Origin of the sequence: Streptomyces sp. NPDC008139 (assembly GCF_042957025.1) — a bacterium.
GTDB lineage: Bacteria > Actinomycetota > Actinomycetes > Streptomycetales > Streptomycetaceae > Actinacidiphila.
This window is the reverse complement of record NZ_JBIBHM010000017.1, coordinates 41456-60970: the sequence shown is the minus strand read 5'-3', so window position 1 is coordinate 60970 and position 19515 is coordinate 41456. Positions and strand designations below refer to the sequence as shown.

The following is a 19515-nucleotide window of genomic DNA, read 5'->3' as shown; positions in this document are numbered from 1 at the left end:
CGCGCGGGACCGGCACCCGGCCGGTCCCGCGCGTACCGGACACAGGTAACGTCTGTCCGGTACACGGAAGCGGTGCACGGAAGCGGCAGGGGCTGACGAGTGAGTGACATCCAGCGCGTCGGAGTGGTCGGCGCGGGCCAGATGGGGGCGGGCATCGCGGAGGTGTGTGCGAAAGCCGGGCTCGACGTCCGGGTCGCGGAGACCACCGGTGAGGCCCTGGAGCTGGGCCGCACCCGGCTGACGAACTCGCTCGGCAAGGCCGCTGAGCGCGGCAAGATCACCGAGGCTGAGCGCGACGAGACGCTGGGCCGGCTGACCTTCACCACCGACCTGGGCGAGTTCGCCGACCGCGACCTGGTCATCGAGGCCGTGGTGGAGAACGAGCAGGTCAAGATCGACATCTTCCGGGTGCTCGACCAGGTGGTGAGCAGGCAGGACGCGATCCTGGCCTCCAACACCTCCTCGATCCCGCTGGTCAAGCTCGCCGTGGCGACCTCCCGGCCCGACCAGGTCATCGGCATCCACTTCTTCAACCCCGCCCCGGTGCAGCGCCTGGTCGAGCTGATCCCGGCGCTCACCACCGGCAGCGACACCCTCAAGCGGACCGAGGCGCTGGTCACCGACGTGCTCGGCAAGCACGCCATCCGCGCCCAGGACCGCTCCGGCTTCGTCGTCAACGCGCTCCTGGTGCCGTATCTGCTCTCCGCGATCCGGATGTTCGAGTCGGGCATCGCGACCCGCGAGGACATCGACAACGGCATGGAGCTGGGCTGCGCGCACCCGATGGGCCCGCTCAAACTGTCGGACCTGATCGGCCTCGACACCGTCGCCGCCATCGCCGACTCGATGTACTCGGAGTACAAGGAGCCGTTGTACGCGGCGCCGCCGATCCTTCAGCGGATGGTCGACGCGGGCCGCCTCGGCCGCAAGACGGGCGCGGGTTTCTACCAGTACTGACCGCCCGCCAGCCCTGACCGCCCGCGGGCAGCCGTCGATGCCGCCGACCGAGGCGTCGAAGGTCGTGACCCCGGCGAGCAGTCCCGCGTGCACGTTGGCCAGGGCGTGGCCGTAGGTGTCGTGGAAGTGCAGGGCGATCCGGTCGCGGGCCACACCCGCCTCGGCGACGGCTGCCAGGACCGCGCCCACCTGGCCGTCGGAGCCGTGCCAGAAGGTGCCGTGCTTGGCGTCCGCCTGGTAGGTGATGTTGTTCGCGGCCGTCGCGGCCGTGAACGTGCTGCCGTCGGAACAGGGGACGCCGTCCTTGAGGGTGTACGTCACGGAGGTGGGGGTCTGTGTCCAGCTCTGCGCGAGCCACGGCAGGGACTGGCCGTCCCCCGAGGTGTAGACGAGCGATTCATAGGCGTACGGCACGAGCTGGCGCTGCACGAGCGAGACCCCGGTGAGCGGCGAGAGGCTGCCCGGGTCGTCGTTGAGCCCGACGTTGAACGTGCCGCCGAAGACGTACGAGGTCGGGCCTGCGCTCGCCTTGAGCCGGAGCCTGAGCCGGAACCGCAGGCGGCGAGCGTTACGGTCGCGACCGCACATGCCGCGACCGCGACGGACGGCTTGAGGTGCTTCCTGGTCCCGGATACACCCGACAATGTGCCGACGACGCAGAGAATCGTGGCGCACTGCGCTGTGAACGCAGTGGCCGGCACCACATCGGCTCGTGACCGCGAGCCGTCCGGGTACCGGTGTCCCCGCACCCGCGCCGGGTACGGGCCGCTCGAAAGCCGCCCCGGCGCGGTGATCTCCCTGGAGGGGATGCAGGAGCGGGCTCCGTACTTCAAGCCCAGACGGCATCGACATGTGCCGCGACCAGCGGTTCAGCTTCCGCCGCTGTGCTCCTCGTAGGCGGCGACGACCTCTTCGGTCGGGCCGTCCATCAACAGCTCACCCTTCTCCAGCCAGATCACGCGGTCGCAGGTGTCGCGGATGGAGCTGTTGTTGTGGCTGACGAGGAAGACGGTGCCCGCCTCCTTGCGCAGTTCCCTGATCCGGTCCTCCGAACGCTTCTGGAAGGCGCGGTCGCCGGTGGCCAGCGCCTCGTCGATCATCAGCACGTCGTGGTTCTTGGCCGCCGCGATCGAGAACCGCAGCCGGGCGGCCATGCCGGAGGAGTACGTCCGCATCGGCAGCGAGATGAAGTCGTCCTTCTCGTTGATCCCGGAGAACTCGACGATGCCGTCGTACCGCTCGCGCACCTCCTCCTGGGACATGCCCATGGCCAGGCCGCCGAGGATGACGTTGCGCTCGCCGGTCAGGTCGTTGAGCAGGGCGGCGTTGACGCCGAGCAGGGACGGCTGGCCGTCGGTGTAGACCCGGCCGCGGTCGGCGGGGAGCAGGCCCGCGATGGCCTTGAGCAGGGTGGACTTGCCCGAGCCGTTGGAGCCGATGATGCCGATCGCCTCACCGCGGTAGGCCGTGAAGGTGACGCCCCTGACCGCGTGCACGGTGTGGACGTTCGGCGACGCCTTGCGGGAGACCAGCCGGTGCAGGGCGGAGGTCGCGTTGCCCCGGCCGGCGCCCGCGCCGTAGATGCGGTAGACGACGTGCAGTCCGTCGACGATGACGGTGGGCACCAGGGGCCGGACGAGGCGCGGGGCGACCTCGGGGGCGATCTTCGGGTCCAGGGCGGCAGCCAGCTCGGGGGCCAGGCCCCTGGCGCTGTTCGGGACGGCGTTCAGCGCGGTCTCCTGCGTTGCCTCGTCCGTTGGTTCAGCCACGGCCGTACTCCTCCTCCGACGACCAGAAGAACGCGTACCCGGCGCAGGCGGCCACGGCCGCCCAGCCGACCGCGAGCGGCCAGATGTGCGGCGGGAGCTGTTCGCGGGTGACGCTGTCGATCAGTGCGAAACGCATCAGACCGACATATACCAGGGCGGGGTTGACGTTGAGCATCATCGCGACGGCGTGCGGCGCGCCGACGGTGAACCGGGAGAGGTCGTAGAAGACCCCGGAGACGTACATCCAGGTCCGCAGCACGAAGGGCAGCACCTGGGCGAAGTCGGTGGTCCTGGCGCCGACGCGGGCCAGGCCCAGGGCCAGTCCCGCGTTGAAGAGCGACTGGAGGGCCAGCGCGGGGACGGCGAGCAGCCAGCGGGTGGTGACCGGGATGCCCTCGGCGACCACGATGACCGAGAGCACGCCGAGCGAGAGCAGGAGCTGCCGGAGCTGGAGCAGGGTGGCGGCGATCGGCAGGCAGGCGCGCGGGAAGTGCAGGGCGCGGACGAGTCCGATGTTGTCGGTCAGCGAGCGGGCGCCGCCGAGGACGGCCGACTGGGTGAAGGTGAAGACGAAGACCCCGGTGCACAGGAACGGGATGTAGTCCGTGACGCCGCGGCCCGCGCCGAGCAGCAGTCCGAAGATCAGGAAGTAGACGGCCGCGTTGAGCAGCGGGGTGAGCACCTGCCAGAGCTGGCCGAGGCGCGCGTCGCTGTAGAGGGCGGCCTGCCGGGCGGCGGCGAAGGTGGCGACGAAGTGGCGGCGGGCCCAGAGCCGCCGGGTGTACTCCACGATTCCGGGGCGGGCGCCGCTGACGGTCAGGCCGTGGGCGGCGGCGAGCGCGGCGGGAGCGAGGTCCGCGGGGCCCGGCGGGGCCGGCCGCGCGGGTGCGCGCGGGGCGGTGATCACGGCGGGAGAGGCGACGGGCATGGGCGGCTGCCTTCGGGTGACGGGCATGGGGAGACACCTACGCAACGACGGAACGGGACCGTATCGTCGTCACGATCGACGGTAGAGCAGTCGCGGGATGGAACGCAACCGTTCCGTCGTCACGTCGGGTTAGGATCGCTCGCATGACCGACTCCGCCGAGGCCGCTTCTCCGTCCACGACGACCGGCGGTCCGCGCCGCGCCCCGGCGGGCGCCGCCGTGTTGCGCGAGGACGTCACCGAGGCGATCCGGGCGGCCGTCTTCGCCGAGCTGGCCGCCGTCGGATACGGGCGCATGTCGATGGAGGGCATCGCCCGGCGCGCGGGGGTCGGCAAGGCCGCCGTCTACCGCCGGTGGCGCTCGAAGCTGCCGCTGGTCCTCGACATGGTGTCCGACTTCGCCGCGCAGGGCCTTCCCGTGCCCGACACCGGCACGCTGTACGGGGACGTCCGCGCCCTGCTCGACGTGAGCGCGCGGGCCCTGCGGCATCCGGTCGCGGCGCAGATCCTCCCCGATCTGCTGGCCGAGGCCGCTCGCAGCCCCGAGCTGGCCGACACGCTGCGCACCGCGCTGCGTGACGCCCAGGGCGGTATCACCGTCGCCGTCATACGCCAGGCCGCCGCGCGCGGCGAGCTGTCCCCCAGCGCCGATCCCGAGCTCGCCCTCGACCTCATCGCCGGCCCGCTCTACTGGCGCCTGGCCGTCATGCGCGCCGCCTACTCCCGAGCGCAGCTCGACGCCCTCACCTCAGCCGTCGTCGCCGCACTGCGGGCTTCCGCGTAGCGCGTACGTCCGCCCGCCCCCACCCCGTCGCCGCCCTCCCGGCTTCCACGTAATCACCGGGCCTCCGGCCCGCACCCCCACAGGGTCTGCCCCGCTGGGGCCGGTCTGCACAGCGCACCACCGCCGTGGCTGGCCGCGCAGTTCCCCGCGCCCCTAAAAACCCGGCGCACCCAGCCGAGCGCCCACGCGCCCGAAGGGGCGCGAGGAACTGCGCGACCAACCGAAACGCACCGGCAGTCGGCGAACACCCGGCCGCGCTACGGCGCGCACCCGAAGGGGCGCGAGGAACTGCGCGACCAACCGAAACGCACCGCCACCCGGCGCACCCGGCCGCGCTACGGCGCGCGCCCGAAGGGGCGCGAGGAACTGCGCGAGCAACCGAAACGCACCGGCAGTCGGCGAACACCCAGCCGCGCTACGGCGCGCGCCCGAAGGGGCGCGAGGAACTGCGCGAGCAACCGAAACGCACCGGCAGTCGGCGAACACCCGGCCGGGCTACGGCGCGCGCCCGAAGGGGCGCGGGGAACTGCGCGGGGAAGCCATTACCGGCGGGTGGTCGGGGGGATGCGGCAACCGCCCCACCGGGGCCGGTGGTGACCGGCGGTCAAAGGGCGTCCCCGTGCCGGTGGTGACCGGCGGTCATAGGGCGTCCCCGTGCCGGTGGTGACCGGCGGTCAAACGGCGTCCCCGTGCGGGAGCACCACGGTGCGGTGGGCGTGGTCGCCCACCACGTCCGCCGTGGGGGCGGCGGCGATCACGAGGGTGCCCGCGGCGGCGACACCGCGGAGGTGGGCCCAGATCCGGCCCTCGGCCGGAACGGCGAGGTCGGCAGGGTCGACCAGGAGGACGTCCGGGGCCGGGATGAGGGCCAGAGCGACGGCCAGGAGAAGCTGGTCGCAGATCCCCAGGTGTTCGTAGCGGGCGCGGCGGGGGACGACGCCCGGCCGCTCCGGGTCGGGGTGGTCGGCCAGGGTGAGCCCGGCGGCGGCCAGGGCTTCGTGGATGCGCCGGGCACCGACGCGCACGCCCGCGTGGACGGCCGCCAGGTCGAGGAGTTCACCGACGCGGTCGTACGGGTCGGGGGCCCCGGCGCCGTACACCCGCGCCACGCCGGTCCTGCGCCCGCCGGGCCGCAGCCCGCGCCCGAGCGCGACCAGCATCGCGGTGCGTTCGGGACCGGCAGGGCCGATGACGGCCAGGAGTTCCGCGGCCGATACGGCGGCGGGCGCGACGCCGTGTGCGGGGGCGCTGTGCCCGGTCACTGTCACCACGCCGTCTCCTTCCTTCGTAGAGGCGAGCAATCCGCCCATATCTACCAAGGAAGGGGGCGTTCAGCGGCGCGGCACTCCGGAGAGCGCCGCCGTACGCGGCCGGGCCGCCGGCCGTACGCCGTCCCGTACGAGCACCAACAGGGCCACGTCGTCGGCGGGGCGGTCGTCGGCGTGCCGCAGGACGGCGGCGCGCAGGTCCGCGGCGACGGCGCGGCCGGACAGCGGGGTGCCGGGGCGTACGTCGGCCGCGTCGGCCAGGGCGTCGGCCAGCGGGAAGAAGACGCCCTCGGCGTCCCGCGCGTCCTGCATGCCGTCGGTGCAGAGCAACAACCCGTCACCGGGCGGCACATGGCCGGTTGCGGCCGGGGCGGCCGTCCGCGCCGGGTCGAACAGGCCCAGCGGCGGCAGGGGCTCGCCGATCGGCAGCGGACCGGGCGCGGCGTCGAGCAGATACGGCTGCGGGTGGCCGCAGTTGACGATCCGGTAGGCGCCGTCGTCGGCGAGCTCGACGAGTTGGAGGGTGGCGAATTCCTCGGCGACCGGATCCTGTGGCGGGACACCGGCCGCCGCCGGGTGCTCACCGCGGGTCCGCTCCCGCAGATGGCGTCGCAGCGCCCCGTCCAACCGCCGCAGCACGCCCGCCAGTTCGGGTTCCTGATAGCCGGCCTCGCGGAAGCTGCCGAGCAGCGCGGCGACCATGCCGATCGCGGGCAGGCCGTGGCCGCGCGCGTCCCCGATGAGCGCGCGCACCCCGAACGGCGTGGCCAGTACCTCGTAGAAGTCCCCGCCGACGTGGGCGCCCCGGCTGGCCGACACGTACTCCCCCGCCACCGTCCAGCCGCCCGCTCTGCGCGGCAACGGCCGCAGCAGCACCTGCTGGGCGGCGACGGCGATCTCCCGCGTACGGTCCAGCTCGTCGCAGAGCAGCGAGCGGCGGCGGGCGGTCCACATCGCCGCGGCTATCACCGCGACCACGGTGGCCGCGGCGCCGAGCACCGGGCCGAAGCCGTCGAAGCAGTCGTCGGCCAGTTCCGCGCCCAGCACGCCGAGCGCCAGCAGCCCGCTGCCGAACACCCAGCGCCGCCGGGCGCCCGCCGCGCCGGCCACCGCGGGAGTCACGGCGAGGGCGGGCAGCACGTCGGCGCCTTCGGACAACTGCCAGGTGAGCACACCCATCACCGCCACCCACACGGCGGGTACCAGCGCCCACGGCGCCCTTCGCAGCGCACGGACTGCCCGGTTTCGGATCATCCGCCCGGCTCCCCCCAGAAGCCGCGGTCGCGGCAGCGTCGGAGCCGCGGCCCGCATGCCCGGCTCCCGCATCCCGACCGATTCTGGCCATTCCCCGCGCACAAGTGGCCCGCCGAACGGGGTAATCACTCGAATGAGCGACGAAACCCCCAAGCGCTCCCCGAAAGACGAAGGGGGGCCGCCCCCGTGCGTCCGGGACGGCCCCCTTCTCGGGTCCTGCACATCGTCAGGCGCCGCGCAGCACCGCCCCGGTGAGGGCGTGGGCGCTGGCCACCGCCGCGTCACGCGCCGCCGTGGTCTCCTCGGCCGTCAGCGTGCGGTCGGGGGCCCGGAAGCGCAGCGCGTAGGCGAGGGACTTGCGGCCCTCGCCGATCTGCTCGCCGGTGAAGATGTCGAACAGCCGGAGCGATTCGAGGAGTTCACCGGCGCCGTCGCGCAGTGCGCGCTCGACGTCGGCGGCCGGGACCGAGGAGTCGACGACGAGCGCCACGTCCTGGGTCGCCACCGGGAAGGTGGACACCCGCGGCCCGGTGGGCCGGCCGCCGCCCGCGCGCTCGACCTGGTCCATGTCCAGTTCCATCGCGCAGGTCCGCTCGGGCAGGCCGAGCGCCTTGGTGACCCGCGGGTGCAGCTCCCCCGCGTTGCCCACCAGCGTCTCCTGACCGTCGACCACCGCGTACAGCGCGGCGCAGCGGCCCGGGTGGTAGGGGGCGTGCTGGTCCTGGCGGACGCTCAGCTCGACCCCGGCCTCGCGGGCCACGGTACGGGCCGCCTCGACCGCGTCGGCCCAGGTCGCCGGGTGTCCGGCGCCCCACCAGCCGGTACGGTCGCGGGCGCCGCAGAGCACGACGGCGACCCGGCGGGGCTGGTCCGGCAGCGCCTCCTGGAGCCGCGCGATCTCCGCGTCCGTCGGACGGCGGTCGACCGCGAGACGCGGCGGCGTCTTCTCCGCGCCGGTCGGCAGGAAGACCAGACCGGTCTCGAAGAGCGCCAGGTCGTGCGTGCCGCGGCCCAGATTGCGGCGCAGCGTGGCCAGCAGACCGGGCAGCAGCGTCGTGCGCAGACCGGGCTCGGTGTCCGAGAGCGGGTTGGCGACGGTCACCGTACGGCGGCGCGGGTCGTCCGCGTCGAGCCCGAGCTGGTCGAAGACCTCGGCGCTGACGAAGGGGTAGCTCGGCGCCTCCACGTATCCGGCGCCGGCCAGGGCCCGGCCGACCCGGCGGCGCAGGAGCTGCGACTCGGTCAGCCCGCGTCCGGCGGGCGGCTTGGGCAGCGTCGACGGCAGATTCTCGTAGCCTTCGAGCCGGATGACCTCCTCGGCGAGGTCGTTGGGGAAGGCCAGGTCGGGGCGCCAGCTCGGCACGGTGACGATCAGCTCGTCGCTGCCGTAGACGTCGCAGCCGATCTCCTGGAGGCGGCGGACGACGGTCTCGCGGCCGTACTCGGTGCCCGCGACGCGGTCCGGGTGGTCGGCGGCCATCGCGACGGTGCGCGGGGCCGACGGCGAGATGACCTCGGTGACGCCGGGGTCCGCGGTGCCGCCCGCCAGGCCCGTCAGCAGGTCGACCGCGCGCTGGGCCGCGGCCGAGGTGGCCTGCGGGTCGCTGCCGCGCTCGAACCGCTTGGACGCCTCGGAGCCGAGCTTGTGGCGGCGCGCGGTGCGGGCGATGGTGACCGGCGCGAAGTGCGCGGCCTCGATGACGATCTCGGTGGTGCCGGTGACGACGCCGGTCTCCGGGTCGGTGGCGGGCGCGGCGATCTCGGTGTTCGCGCCGCCCATCACGCCCGCGAGGCCGATCGCCCCGGAGTCGTCCGTGATGACCAGGTCCTCGGGGTCCAGCGTGCGCTCGACGTCGTCCAGCGTCGTCAGCTTCTCGCCGGGCAGCGCGCGGCGCACCCCGATCGGCCCTTCGATCCGCGAGCGGTCGTAGGCGTGCAGCGGCTGGCCCAGCTCGAACATCACGTAGTTGGTGATGTCCACGGCCAGCGAGATCGGCCGCATGCCGACCTTCTGGAGCCTGCGCTGGAGCCAGATCGGCGACCGCGCCTCGGGGTCGAGACCGGTGACCGTACGGGCCGTGAAGCGGTCGCAGCCGACCGGGTCGGCGACCTTGACCGGGTAGCCGAACGCGTTGGGCGCGGGCACGTCGATCAGCGCCGGGTCGCGCAGCGAGACGCCGTACGCGATGGCCGCCTCGCGGGCGACACCGCGCATCGACAGCGCGTAGCCACGGTCCGGCGTGACGGCGATGTCCAGTACCTCGTCGACCAGTTCGAGCAGTTCGACGGCGTCGGTGCCCACCTCGTGCTCGGGCGGCAGCACGATGATGCCTTCGTGGTCGTCGCCCATGCCCAGCTCCTGCGCGGAGCAGATCATGCCGTGCGAGACATGGCCGTACGTCTTGCGCGCGGCGATCGCGAAGTCGCCGGGCAGCACGGCGCCGGGCAGCACCACGACGACCTTGTCGCCGACCGCGAAATTGCGGGCGCCGCAGACGATCTCCTGCGGCTCGCCGGTTCCGTTGGCGTCGCCGACGTCGACCGTGCAGAAGCGGATCGGCTTCTTGAAGCCCTCCAGCTCCTCGATGGTCAGCACCTTGCCGACGACCAGCGGGCCCTTGAGCCCGGCGCCGAGCTGTTCGACGGTCTCGACTTCGAGACCGGCGGAAATGAGCTTGGCCTGGACGTCGCGGCCGGTCTCACCGGCGGGCAGTTCGACGTACTCCCGCAGCCAAGAAAGCGGGACCCGCATCAGATCTCCATCCCGAACGGAAGGGTGAAGCGCACATCACCCTCGACGATGTCTCGCATGTCCTCGACGCTGTGGCGGAACATCAGCATCCGCTCGATGCCGAAGCCGAACGCGAAACCGCTGTACTTCTCCGGGTCGACGCCGCAGGCGGTGAGCACCCTGGGGTTGACGACGCCGCAGCCGCCCAGCTCGATCCAGCCCTCGGAGGAGCAGGTGCGGCAGGGGCGGTCGGGGTTGCCGACCGAGTCGCCGCGGCAGACGTAGCAGAGCATGTCCATCTCGGCGGACGGCTCGGTGAACGGGAAGTGGTTGGGCCGCAGCCGCGTCGTCATGCCCTCGCCGAACAGCGAGACCACCATGTGGTCGAGGGTGCCCTTGAGGTCGGCCATGGTCAGGCCCTCGTCCACGGCGAGCAGTTCGACCTGCGCGAAGACCGGGGTGTGGGTGGCGTCCAGCTCGTCGGAGCGGTAGACGCGGCCCGGCGCGATCACGTAGACGGGCAGCTCGCGCTCCAGCAGGGCGCGGATCTGCACCGGGGAGGTGTGGGTGCGCAGCACCACGCCGGACTCGCCGCTGCCGCCGGGGCCTTCGGGGCCCTCGACGAAGAAGGTGTCCTGGGTCTCGCGGGCGGGGTGGTCGGGCGGGAAGTTGAGGGCGTCGAAGTTGAACCACTCGCTCTCGACCTCGGGGCCCTCGGCGACCTCGTAGCCCATGGCCACGAAGATGTCCTCGATGCGCTCGGAGAGCGTGGTGAGCGGGTGCCGCGCGCCGGCCGGGCGCCGGTCGTAGGGCAGCGTGACGTCCACGGCCTCCTCGACCAGCACGCGGGCGTCGCGCTCCGCCTCCAGCTCGGCCTGCCGGGCGGCCAGCGCCTTGTTGACCGCGCCGCGCGCCTGGCCGACGCGCTTGCCCGCCTCCGCCTTGGCCTGCGGCGGCAGCGCGCCGATCTCGCGGTTGGCGAGGGCCAGCGGCGAGGCGCCGCCGGTGTGCGCGGTCTTCGCGTGCGCGAGCGCGTCGAGGTCGGTGGCGGCGGCGACGGCGGCCAGCGCCGCGTCGCGCATCCGCTCGATCTCCTCCGGCTTCAACGCCTCGACCTCCACAGGGTCGTACGACTTGTTCGGTGCCGACATCTTTTCCCGTTCCGCAGTGGATGGTGGTGGGGGCGCCTCCCAGGACGGAGTCTCCGAGTGGAGGCTCTGCCCGACCGGACACATACCGAAGCCCGATTCTACCGGCGCCGCGTGGACCGCCTGATCACGCCCGTCGGGGGTCCGCCGGGACGACATCCCCGGCGAATGCTCTGCCCGCGCGGCCGGTCAGGCCATGAAAGCGGGTGCCCCGACGGGCAGAATAAATCGGAACTGGGCGCCGCCGCCGGGGGCCCGGCCGACGGAGATGGTGCCGCCGTGCGCCTCGACGATGCCCTTGACGATGTACAGCCCGAGGCCGGTGCCGCCGCGCTTGCTGCCCCGCCAGAAGCGGGTGAAGACGCGGCCCATCGACTCCTCCGGAATGCCGGGGCCCTCGTCGCTCACGGTCACCACTGTGCCGGTGCAGCTCCGCTCCCGCGCGGAGAACGAGGGCTCTACGTCGATGGTGACAGTCCCCTCGCCGTGCCGCACCGCGTTTTCCAGCAGATTGCCGAGGACCTGGTCGACCTTGTCGGGGTCGGCCCACAGCGCGGGCAGCGGCTGGGTGACCCGTACCCGGAAGCGGTCGGCCCGCTGGCCCGCGGCGACATGGCCGTCCACGTGCCGCTGCACGGCCGCCGCCATGTCCACCGGCTGGCGGCGCACTTCCAGGCGGCCGGAGTCGATGCGGGAGATGTCGAGGAGTTCCGCGATCAGCCGGGTGACCCGGTTGGCGTCGGCGTCGACGGTCTCCAGCATGAGCTTCTTCTGGTCGTCGGTGAAGCGTTCCCACTTGGCGAGCAGGGTCGCGGTGAAGCCCTTGACCGAGGTGAGCGGCGAGCGCAGTTCGTGCGCGACGGTGGCGATCAGCTCGGCGTGGCTGCGTTCGGTACGGCGGCGCGCCTCGGTGCCGCGCAGCGAGACCACCAGACGGCGCACCGGTCCCGTGGGGTGTTCGCGCACGTAGCGGGCGGCGACCAGCACTTCGCGTCCGCCGGGCAGCAGCAGATTGCGTTCCGGCTGGCCGACCCTGATGGCCAGGCCGCCGTACGGGTCGGTGAGCGCCCACCAGCGGCGGCCTTCGAGGTCTTCCAGGGGCAGCGCGCGCTCGACGGACCTGCCGAGCACGTCGCGCGGGTGCAGGGCGGTGATCCGGGCGGCGGCGGCGTTGAAGGCGATCACCCGGCCGCGCTCGTCGGCGACCACCAGGCCGTCGGGGAGGTCGTCCGGGTCCAGGCCCAGGGAGTCGACGCCGAACGGTTCCGTGCCGAGCGGGCGGGCGGCGCGTGCCGCGGTGTCCCGCGATTCCGCTTCGTGGCCCGCGGGTCCCGGTGTCCGCGGTCCCCCGGAGCGCGCGGTCCGGCCCAGGACGGCGCTGCGCGCCTCGTCCTCTGGCACCGTCACATCCATCCCCGCCACTCCCCTTTCAGGGCCCCCGGGCCGCCACCCTACTAGGTGGATGTGACGCTGCGGCACCCTCCGGGCGCGCGCTGCGCCCGTGCGGAGGCGTAGAGGCAGACGGCGGCGGCCGTCGCGAGGTTGAGGCTTTCGGCGCGGCCGTGGATCGGGACGCGGACGACCTCGTCGGCCAGCGCGCGGGTCTCCTCGGGCAGGCCCCACGCCTCGTTGCCGAAGATCCAGGCGGTGGGGCCGTTCATGGTGCCCTCGTCCAGTTCGGCGTCCAGGTCCCGCCCGCCCGCGCCGTCCGCGGCCACCACCCGTACCCCGGCGGCCCGCAGTCCTGCCACGGCGGTGTCGACGGGCACGCCGACGGCGACCGGCAGGTGGAACAGGCTGCCCGCGGAGGCGCGTACGGCCTTGGGGTTGTACGGGTCCACGGACGCGTCGGTGAGCACCATCGCGTCGGCGCCCGCGGCGTCGGCGCAGCGCAGCACCGTACCGGCGTTGCCGGGGTCGCGAACGTTGGCGAGCACCGCGACCAGCCGGGGCCCGGCGCGCAGGATCTCCTCGAACGGCGAGTCGAGGAAGCGGCACACACCGACCAGGCCCTGTGGGGTGACGGTGTCGGAGATCTCCGCCATCACCTCGGGGGTCGCGGTCAGTACGGGCGCGCCGACGGTACGGGCGGCGGCCACGATGTCGGCGTGCCGCTCGGCGGCCTCCGGGGTGGCGTACAGCTCGACCAGGGTCCTGCCGCCCTCGGTGCCGGGGTGCGCGATGGCCTCCCGCACGGCCTGCGGTCCCTCGGCGAGGAAGCGGCGCTCCTTGCCGCGGAAGCTGCGCTTGGCCAGCCGGTGCGCGGCGGTGACGCGCGTCGAACGCAACGAGGTCAGCTCGGGGGCTGGCATGGGTGACTCGCCTTCCGGATACGGGGGAAGCGGGCATGGCACAGGCCCGCAGGGGACAACCACCCGCGGGCCCGGAACCGTACCGTGAACAGGGCGCGTGTCGGCGTCAGGCCGCCTTGGGCGCGTTCACGTCGGAAGGCAGCGCCTTCTGGGCGACCTCGACCAGCGCCGCGAAGGCGTTCGCGTCGTTGACGGCCAGCTCGGCGAGGATCTTGCGGTCCACCTCGACGTTGGCGGCCTTCAGGCCCTGGATGAAGCGGTTGTAGGTGATGCCGTTGGCGCGGGCAGCGGCGTTGATCCGCTGGATCCAGAGCTGCCGGAAGTCGCCCTTGCGCTTCTTGCGGTCGTTGTAGTTGTAGACCAGGGAGTGGGTGACCTGCTCCTTGGCCTTGCGGTACAGGCGCGAACGCTGACCGCGGTAACCGCTGGCCTGCTCGAGGATTGCCCGGCGCTTCTTCTGGGCGTTGACTGCCCGCTTGACGCGTGCCACTTGATAACTCCTTCTAGGGGACCGCGGTGATGCTCACACGGTCCGAAAGCGAATGAGGTCCCGGATCGGAACGGCGTGCCCCCGTCAGGGCACCGCCGTCACTTGCCGAGAAGCTTCTTGATCTTCTTGGCGTCCGACTTGGCGACCTCGACGGTGCCGGTGAGGGCGCGCGTCTTGCTGGACGGCTTGTGCTCAAGCAGGTGGCGCTTGCCGGCGCGCTCGCGCAGCACCTTGCCGGAGCCGGTGATCTTGAAGCGCTTGCTCGCACCGCTGTGCGTCTTGTTCTTCGGCATGGCGCCGTAGTCTCCTCGTCGCTGGCCCTCCCGTCCGCCGGTGGGCGCACGGAGAGCGTCAGTCCTGCATTACGGCCCGGAGCCGGAGGCTCCGGGGTGTTCGTCTCGTCTCAGGCGTCGGCCTGGGCCTGGGCCTCGTCCGGCACCTCGACGTCGTCGTGGGACACGGCCTCGTCGTGGGACACGTCGTCGTCGGCGTCGTCGGCCGGGGCCTCACCCAGGCGGCTGGCCTTGCGGGCGGCCTGCGCCTCGCGGGCCTCGGCCATTGCCTCGGTCTTCTTCTTGTGCGGACCGAGGACCATGATCATGTTCCGGCCGTCCTGCTTCGGGTTCGACTCGATGAACCCGAGGTCCTGGACGTCCTCCGCGAGCCGCTGCAGCAGCCGGTAACCCAGCTCCGGCCGGGACTGCTCGCGACCACGGAACATGATCGTGATCTTGACCTTGTCACCCTGCTTGAGGAACCGGACGACGTGACCCTTTTTGGTGTCGTAGTCGTGCGGGTCGATCTTCGGCCGGAGCTTCATCTCCTTGATGACCGTGTGCGCCTGGTTCTTGCGCGCCTCACGGGCCTTCATGGCCGACTCGTACTTGAACTTCCCGTAGTCCATGAGCTTGCACACGGGCGGACGGGCGGTCGCCGCGACCTCGACCAGGTCGAGGTCGTACTCCTGCGCAAGCTCCAGGGCCTTCGCAAGCGGCACGATGCCGACCTGCTCGCCGCTGGGACCGACAAGTCGAACCTCGGGAACGCGAATCCGGTCGTTGATGCGGGGCTCGGCGCTGATGGGGCCTCCTCGGTTGCACCACGCGGCTGACTGGCCGACAGCCGCGCATGAGTCTGTCTGGTTCTTCCGACCCCGTACCCAAGGCGCAAAAAACGCCCCGTACGGTACACAGGCGGGGCTCCTCACAACCGGGGAGCACCGCCGCGTTATTCCGCGGGGCGCATCGGACGGTGCCCGGTGGTGTCATGCTGACCGGAAACCGTCTGACCGGGGACCCGTCGGCCGAAAGGCCAACCAGGTGGGAGATCGGAGCCTCCACTTGATGGCCGGGACACACGGGTGCCCGGCCGGTCGTTCTCCCACCATACCAAAGGCTGACCGAAGCCCGTAATCCGCCGGACGGGGCATATCGTGTGCGGCATGAGCGACGAACAACAGACCCCGGACTTCGACAGTCTCACCCGCGACATCGCGGATGTGCCCGCCGTCGAGGTGATCACCACGGTCGCGGTGCACCTGATGAGCGCCGCCGCGGTGAATCTGGGGCTGGCCGAGGAGGGCCCGCAGCACAAGGACCTGGACGAGGCCCGCAAGCTCATCCAGGCGCTGGCCGGTCTGGTGACGGCGAGTGCCACCGAGATCAGCTCCTTCCACGCGGCGCCGCTGCGCGACGGGCTCAAGTCGCTCCAGCTCGCCTTCCGCGAGGCGTCGCTGGTGCCGGACGAGCCGGGTCAGGGGCCCGGCGAGAAGTACACCGGGCCCGTCTACGTCTGACCTCTGTCGCCGAGGGGGCCCGGGGACGACCCGGCCGGTGACGGGCGGCGCGGCCCACGGGACCTCATGACGCCTCGGTCGCGCCGTCCCCCTTGTCGGCCAGCGCCTCGTCGACGGCGGCGGCCCTGGCGGCCTTGGCGGCGACCAGCGCCGGGTGGGTGACCTGGTGGACCAGGGCGGCGAGCGCGCCGCCGATCAGCGGGGCCACGATGAACAGCCAGAGCTGCGAGAGCGCCGGGCTGCCCGCGAAGAGCGCGGGACCCAGGCTCCGCGCCGGGTTCACCGACGTGCCGGTCAGCGGGATGCCGACCAGGTGGATGACGGCGAGCGCCATACCGATGGGCAGGCCGTCGAAGCCGACCACCGCGACCCGGTGGGTCACCGCGAGCACCACGAAGACCAACAGGAAGGTCAGCACCACCTCGGCGATGAAGGCGCCTGCGGTGTTGATGCCGACCGCGGACCGGTAACCGTAGCCGTTGGTGCCGAAGGCGCCGTGCGTCTTGAGACCCGGCACCTGCTTGGCGACCAGCAGGAGCAGCGCGGCGCCCGCGATGGCGCCGAGGAACTGCGCGATCCAGTACTCGACGGCGGTGCGCACCGTGATCCGCCGGGCGACCAGCATGCCCAGCGTGACGGCCGGGTTGACGTGGCAGCCGGATATGGGGCCGAAGGTGTAGGCCAGCGCGAGCAGGACGAAGCCGAAGGCCAGCGCGATACCGAGGGTGCCGATGTACTCGCCGGACAGCACGGCGGCCCCCACGGCGAAGAAGACCAGCAGGAGCGTGCCGAGGAATTCACAGGTCACTGTTCGCTTGTCCATCGAACCTCCTTGTGACGCACAGCCTGCTCACGCCATTCTCGGCCTTGCCAACGAAATCCACATCTCGGGTCATTCAGGGTAAATGGACCGGTCCGGACGGCGTTCTGGAGCGGTGCCAACCACCCGAAGGCCCTCGGCTCGACGCACGAGGTTCAGCGCACGGGTCTCGGCGCACGGGTCTCAGCGCGCGGGTCTCAGCGCGCGAACAGCGGCTCACCCGGAAGTACGGCGCCCGGCGGCAGCAGCGCCAGGTCGAGACCGCGCACCAGGCCCGCCCGCAGCACCTCGTCGGCGGCCAGCGCCGCGGCGATCCTGCGCCCGGTCTCCTGGACGTCGGCGCCCGGCGCCAGCACCAGGCCGAGCGTGCCGTCGCTGTCGGTCCCCGGCGTCAGATGCGCCCGTACGACACCGGACTCGGCGGCCACCGCGGCCCGCAGCGCCTCCCGTACGGCGGGGTCGGCGGTCGGGTCCGCGCGGCCGGGCCCGAGGGCGGCGGCGCGCAGCGCGGGTCCGGTCAGTTCGTACGTGACCGGCCCCGCGAGGTCGATCAGCAGCGTGTCGGCCCCCTCGTGCGCGAGCGCCTGGAGGGCCTGCGACAGCGGTACGGCGACCGGCCGCGCCTCCGGCCGCCAGCGGGCCAGCGCCGCCACGGAGGTGAAGGCGGGCAGCGCCCGCCGCCCGTCCGGCGCCTGGATCGTCGGCACCGCCATGTCGCTGCTCTTCTCGCGGCGCAGCCCGTCCTCGCCGGTCTCGGCCTCGCCGAGCACCGCGACCACCGGCACCAGCAGCCTGGCCCCGTGCAGCGCGGCGACCACGGCCGCCTCCGTCCCGGGGTCCCGCGCGTAGCCGGTCAACGCGTCGGCCAGTGCCGCGTCGGCCGAGCCGTCGTCGTCGGAGAAACCGGGGTCGGGGATGTTCTTCAGCGCCACCCCGGAACCCTATCCGCCGTCCGCCGACAGACCGTGGGCGGGCCGTCCCCCGCGGCGGGGGCGGATCCACAGCAGCGCGGCGACCACGACCAGGGCGGCTCCGGCCACGGCGAAGACGGTCGCGACACCGTCGCCGAGGAAGCGGGCGGGCTCGGGCGCGCGGACCGGCGGCGCGGGGCCGGGGCTGAAGTACGTCCGCGGATAGCCGACGGCGGCCGGTACGGGGGGCGCGGGCTTCAGCTTCGCTGCGGCCTTCAGCGCGGCGGCGGGGTCGATCAGCCCGGTGCCCATCTCGTCGCTGCGCCCGTCCTTGGGCCGGTCCCGCGTCGTGTCCTCCAGCACCCGCTTGACCTGGGCCGGGCTCAGCTTCGGGTCCGCGGACCTGATGAGGGCGGCGGCGCCGGAGACGTACGCGGAGGCGGCGCTGGTGCCCCAGCCCTCGTAGTAGGTGCGGTCCGGGTCGGCGATCACGACATCGACGCCGGGCGCGGAGACGGACGCGTACCAGCGGCGGGTGGAGAAGGCGGCGTGCTGCCCGTTCCTGTCGACGGCCGCGACCGCGATCACTCCGGGGTACGCGGCCGGATAGGAGGAACGGTCGGCCTCCTCGCCGCCGTTGCCCGCGGACGCGACGACCACGACGCCCTTGCCGAGCGCGTACCGGATCGCCTCGTCCTCGGCGGCGACGGGCGCGGCGGTGGCGCTGTCGTCGCCGAGCGAGAGATTGATGACGTCGGCGCCGTGGTCGACCGCCCACCGGATGCCGTCGGGCAGCGCGTTGCCCTTGCTCGTACGCGCCTTGGACCGCTGCGGGTCCTTGTCCTCCAGGATCACCCGCACCGGCAGGATCTTCGCCTTGGGCGCGATGCCCATGACGCCCGAGTCGTGGCCGGGACCGTGGCCGTGCCCCGCGATGATGGCGGCCATCCCCGTGCCGTGCCGGGCCCAGGAGCGGTCGCCGCGGCCGGCCCCGAAGCCGACCATGTCCTTGCCCGTCAACACCTGCCCGGTGAGGTCGGGGTGCGTCGCGTCCACCCCGGTGTCGAGCACCGCGACCGTGACGCCCGCACCCTGGCTCGTACGCCACGCGCTCTCGGCGTGCAGGGCGCTCAGCGCCCAGTCGGCGTTGCGCACGGCGTCGGCCGCGGCGGGCTGGGCGGCCAGGGCGAGGGCCGCGGCGCCCGCGGCGAGCGAGGTCAGGGCACCGAGCAGGCGGCGGGCCGGGGGACGGGAGGGGCGGCTCATCGGGACGTCTCCCTACCGGTGGCGCCGGGACCGCCGGGGCTGCTGGACGGCCTGAGCAGTGCGGTCACCGCGCTGTGCAGGCGGTCGTCGACGGCCGAGGCCAGGCCGGTCGCGTCGTAGCCGAGGCCGGCCTGGGCGGCCACGCTGGTGGCGCCGGCCTTGGTGGCCTTGTCGGCGGACTGCGGGGTGAGGGTGCGGCCGTCGGCGAAGCCGGTGACCGCGTAGACGACGAAGGGCAGGTCGGCGGAGACCTGCACGTCCCAGCTGCCGCGCTGCTTCACGCCGAAGGAGTCGGCGGCCGTGCCGGGGAAGGCCACCGGGCGCGGGATCAGGTCCGCGCGGTCGCCGAGGTGCTGCGAGGCCCAGCGTCCGCTGAACCCGCGCATGGTGGCCGACTCGGCGGTGGTGACCAGCAGGCCCACCGTGGTGACCGAGGTCGACGTGCTGTCCACGTAGGTCGCGCGCAGCAGGCGCGCGCAGCCGACCGGGGCCAGTACCTGCTGGAGCAGCGGGTCGAAGGCGGCGGCGCAGCCGCCGGGCGCGGCGACGCCGATCCTGGTCCACGCGCGGTCGGCCCCGCCGGGACCCACCCCCTTCGCGGACACCGTGCGCGGGAACAGCGAGTCGACCGGCGTGCTGCGCCACACCTCCCGTACAGCGGCGAACGCCTTCACGCTCCCGTCCACCAACGGCGGCTCCGCCCGCGGCTTGTGGTTGATCGCGCTCCCGGCGACCGCCCCGCCGATCAGCCCGAGTCCGAGCACCAGGCAGAGCGCCGCCCAGATCCGGGCCGAAGCCCCGCGGGTGGCGGGGGCGACGGCCTGCGCGGGCCCATGGTCGTATCCGGCGGGAGCGTATCCGCCGGGACCGTACGCCGTGAACTGCGGCGCGGCGGCGGGCGGTGGGGTGTACGGCGGTGCGGGGGGCCGCGCCGGAGGCGGGGGGACGGCCGGGGGCGGTTCGGCCGCGGACGGCGGGGGTCCCTCGGGGTGCGGGGGGACCGTCGGCGGAGTCTGCGGGCTCTGTTTCCGGCGAGGTTGGAGCGGAGGGAACGACGGGGACGTGGAGCCTCCTGCGTTGTCCA

18 protein-coding genes are annotated in these 19515 nt (G+C 73.1%); 3 read left to right on the top strand and 15 right to left on the bottom strand.

What is annotated here, in order from left to right:
* Positions 1 to 99: 99 nt before the first annotated feature.
* The gene (locus ACFZBB_RS30415; protein WP_355332800.1) at positions 100 to 957 is read left to right on the top strand and encodes a 3-hydroxybutyryl-CoA dehydrogenase; all 858 of its coding nucleotides are present in this window, start codon (positions 100 to 102) and stop codon (positions 955 to 957) included.
* An 869-nt stretch (positions 958 to 1826) separates the two neighbouring features.
* Here ACFZBB_RS30415 and ACFZBB_RS30410 read toward each other — a convergent pair.
* Together ACFZBB_RS30410 and ACFZBB_RS30405 are read right to left on the bottom strand one after the other, a co-directional pair.
* Positions 1827 to 2582 carry an ATP-binding cassette domain-containing protein gene (locus tag ACFZBB_RS30410; protein WP_391129235.1) on the bottom strand — a complete coding sequence of 252 codons (756 nt, stop codon included), beginning with the start codon at positions 2580 to 2582 and terminating at the stop codon, positions 1827 to 1829.
* A 136-nt stretch (positions 2583 to 2718) separates the two neighbouring features.
* Positions 2719 to 3681 carry an ABC transporter permease gene (locus tag ACFZBB_RS30405; protein WP_391129054.1) on the bottom strand — a complete coding sequence of 321 codons (963 nt, stop codon included), beginning with the start codon at positions 3679 to 3681 and terminating at the stop codon, positions 2719 to 2721.
* 116 nt (positions 3682 to 3797) lie between these two features.
* On the opposite strand from ACFZBB_RS30405, the gene ACFZBB_RS30400 reads away from it, so the two are divergent.
* Complete coding sequence (locus ACFZBB_RS30400) at positions 3798 to 4436, top strand: TetR/AcrR family transcriptional regulator C-terminal ligand-binding domain-containing protein (RefSeq protein ID WP_391129051.1); 639 nt, start codon at positions 3798 to 3800, stop codon at positions 4434 to 4436.
* Positions 4437 to 5110: 674 nt separating this feature from the next.
* On the opposite strand, the gene ACFZBB_RS30395 is transcribed toward ACFZBB_RS30400, so the two are convergent.
* The 9 genes from ACFZBB_RS30395 to infC all read right to left on the bottom strand — a co-directional run bounded on the left by ACFZBB_RS30395 (position 5111) and on the right by infC (position 14720).
* A complete protein-coding gene (locus ACFZBB_RS30395; RefSeq protein ID WP_391129048.1) occupies positions 5111 to 5707 on the bottom strand; it encodes a hypothetical protein in 597 nt (198 codons plus the stop codon).
* 60 nt (positions 5708 to 5767) lie between these two features.
* On the bottom strand, positions 5768 to 6883 hold the full coding sequence (locus tag ACFZBB_RS30390; protein WP_391129044.1) for a SpoIIE family protein phosphatase: 1116 nt from the start codon (positions 6881 to 6883) through the stop codon (positions 5768 to 5770).
* A 301-nt stretch (positions 6884 to 7184) separates the two neighbouring features.
* Positions 7185 to 9710 (bottom strand): phenylalanine--tRNA ligase subunit beta, encoded by a 2526-nt coding sequence (gene pheT / locus ACFZBB_RS30385; protein ID WP_391129042.1) that lies wholly within the window; start codon positions 9708 to 9710, stop codon positions 7185 to 7187.
* On the bottom strand, positions 9710 to 10840 hold the full coding sequence (gene pheS / locus ACFZBB_RS30380; protein ID WP_391129039.1) for a phenylalanine--tRNA ligase subunit alpha: 1131 nt from the start codon (positions 10838 to 10840) through the stop codon (positions 9710 to 9712). Before pheS ends, pheT begins: the two co-directional genes overlap by 1 nt.
* A gap of 186 nt (positions 10841 to 11026) precedes the next feature.
* Positions 11027 to 12238 carry an ATP-binding protein gene (locus ACFZBB_RS30375; protein ID WP_391129036.1) on the bottom strand — a complete coding sequence of 404 codons (1212 nt, stop codon included), beginning with the start codon at positions 12236 to 12238 and terminating at the stop codon, positions 11027 to 11029.
* 53 nt (positions 12239 to 12291) lie between these two features.
* Positions 12292 to 13149 carry a TrmH family RNA methyltransferase gene (locus ACFZBB_RS30370; RefSeq protein WP_391129033.1) on the bottom strand — a complete coding sequence of 286 codons (858 nt, stop codon included), beginning with the start codon at positions 13147 to 13149 and terminating at the stop codon, positions 12292 to 12294.
* A gap of 106 nt (positions 13150 to 13255) precedes the next feature.
* A complete protein-coding gene (rplT, locus tag ACFZBB_RS30365; RefSeq protein ID WP_018564305.1) occupies positions 13256 to 13639 on the bottom strand; it encodes a 50S ribosomal protein L20 in 384 nt (127 codons plus the stop codon).
* A gap of 98 nt (positions 13640 to 13737) precedes the next feature.
* Positions 13738 to 13932 (bottom strand): 50S ribosomal protein L35, encoded by a 195-nt coding sequence (rpmI, locus tag ACFZBB_RS30360; RefSeq protein WP_327291998.1) that lies wholly within the window; start codon positions 13930 to 13932, stop codon positions 13738 to 13740.
* A gap of 110 nt (positions 13933 to 14042) precedes the next feature.
* On the bottom strand, positions 14043 to 14720 hold the full coding sequence (gene infC, locus ACFZBB_RS30355; RefSeq protein ID WP_391129232.1) for a translation initiation factor IF-3: 678 nt from the start codon (positions 14718 to 14720) through the stop codon (positions 14043 to 14045).
* Between the two features lie 360 nt (positions 14721 to 15080).
* On the opposite strand from infC, the gene ACFZBB_RS30350 reads away from it, so the two are divergent.
* A complete protein-coding gene (locus ACFZBB_RS30350) occupies positions 15081 to 15434 on the top strand; it encodes a DUF1844 domain-containing protein (RefSeq protein WP_188281368.1) in 354 nt (117 codons plus the stop codon).
* A 64-nt stretch (positions 15435 to 15498) separates the two neighbouring features.
* Here ACFZBB_RS30350 and ACFZBB_RS30345 read toward each other — a convergent pair whose 3' ends face one another.
* From ACFZBB_RS30345 to ACFZBB_RS30330, 4 genes are all read right to left on the bottom strand, one after another.
* The gene (locus tag ACFZBB_RS30345; protein ID WP_355332870.1) at positions 15499 to 16257 is read right to left on the bottom strand and encodes an MIP family channel protein; all 759 of its coding nucleotides are present in this window, start codon (positions 16255 to 16257) and stop codon (positions 15499 to 15501) included.
* Between the two features lie 194 nt (positions 16258 to 16451).
* Complete coding sequence (locus ACFZBB_RS30340) at positions 16452 to 17186, bottom strand: SseB family protein (RefSeq protein ID WP_391129030.1); 735 nt, start codon at positions 17184 to 17186, stop codon at positions 16452 to 16454.
* Between the two features lie 9 nt (positions 17187 to 17195).
* Complete coding sequence (mycP, locus tag ACFZBB_RS30335; protein WP_391129027.1) at positions 17196 to 18431, bottom strand: type VII secretion-associated serine protease mycosin; 1236 nt, start codon at positions 18429 to 18431, stop codon at positions 17196 to 17198.
* Positions 18428 to 19195 (bottom strand): hypothetical protein, encoded by a 768-nt coding sequence (locus ACFZBB_RS30330; RefSeq protein WP_391129024.1) that lies wholly within the window; start codon positions 19193 to 19195, stop codon positions 18428 to 18430. The genes mycP and ACFZBB_RS30330 overlap by 4 nt, the downstream gene beginning before the upstream one ends.
* Positions 19196 to 19515: the final 320 nt, after the last annotated feature.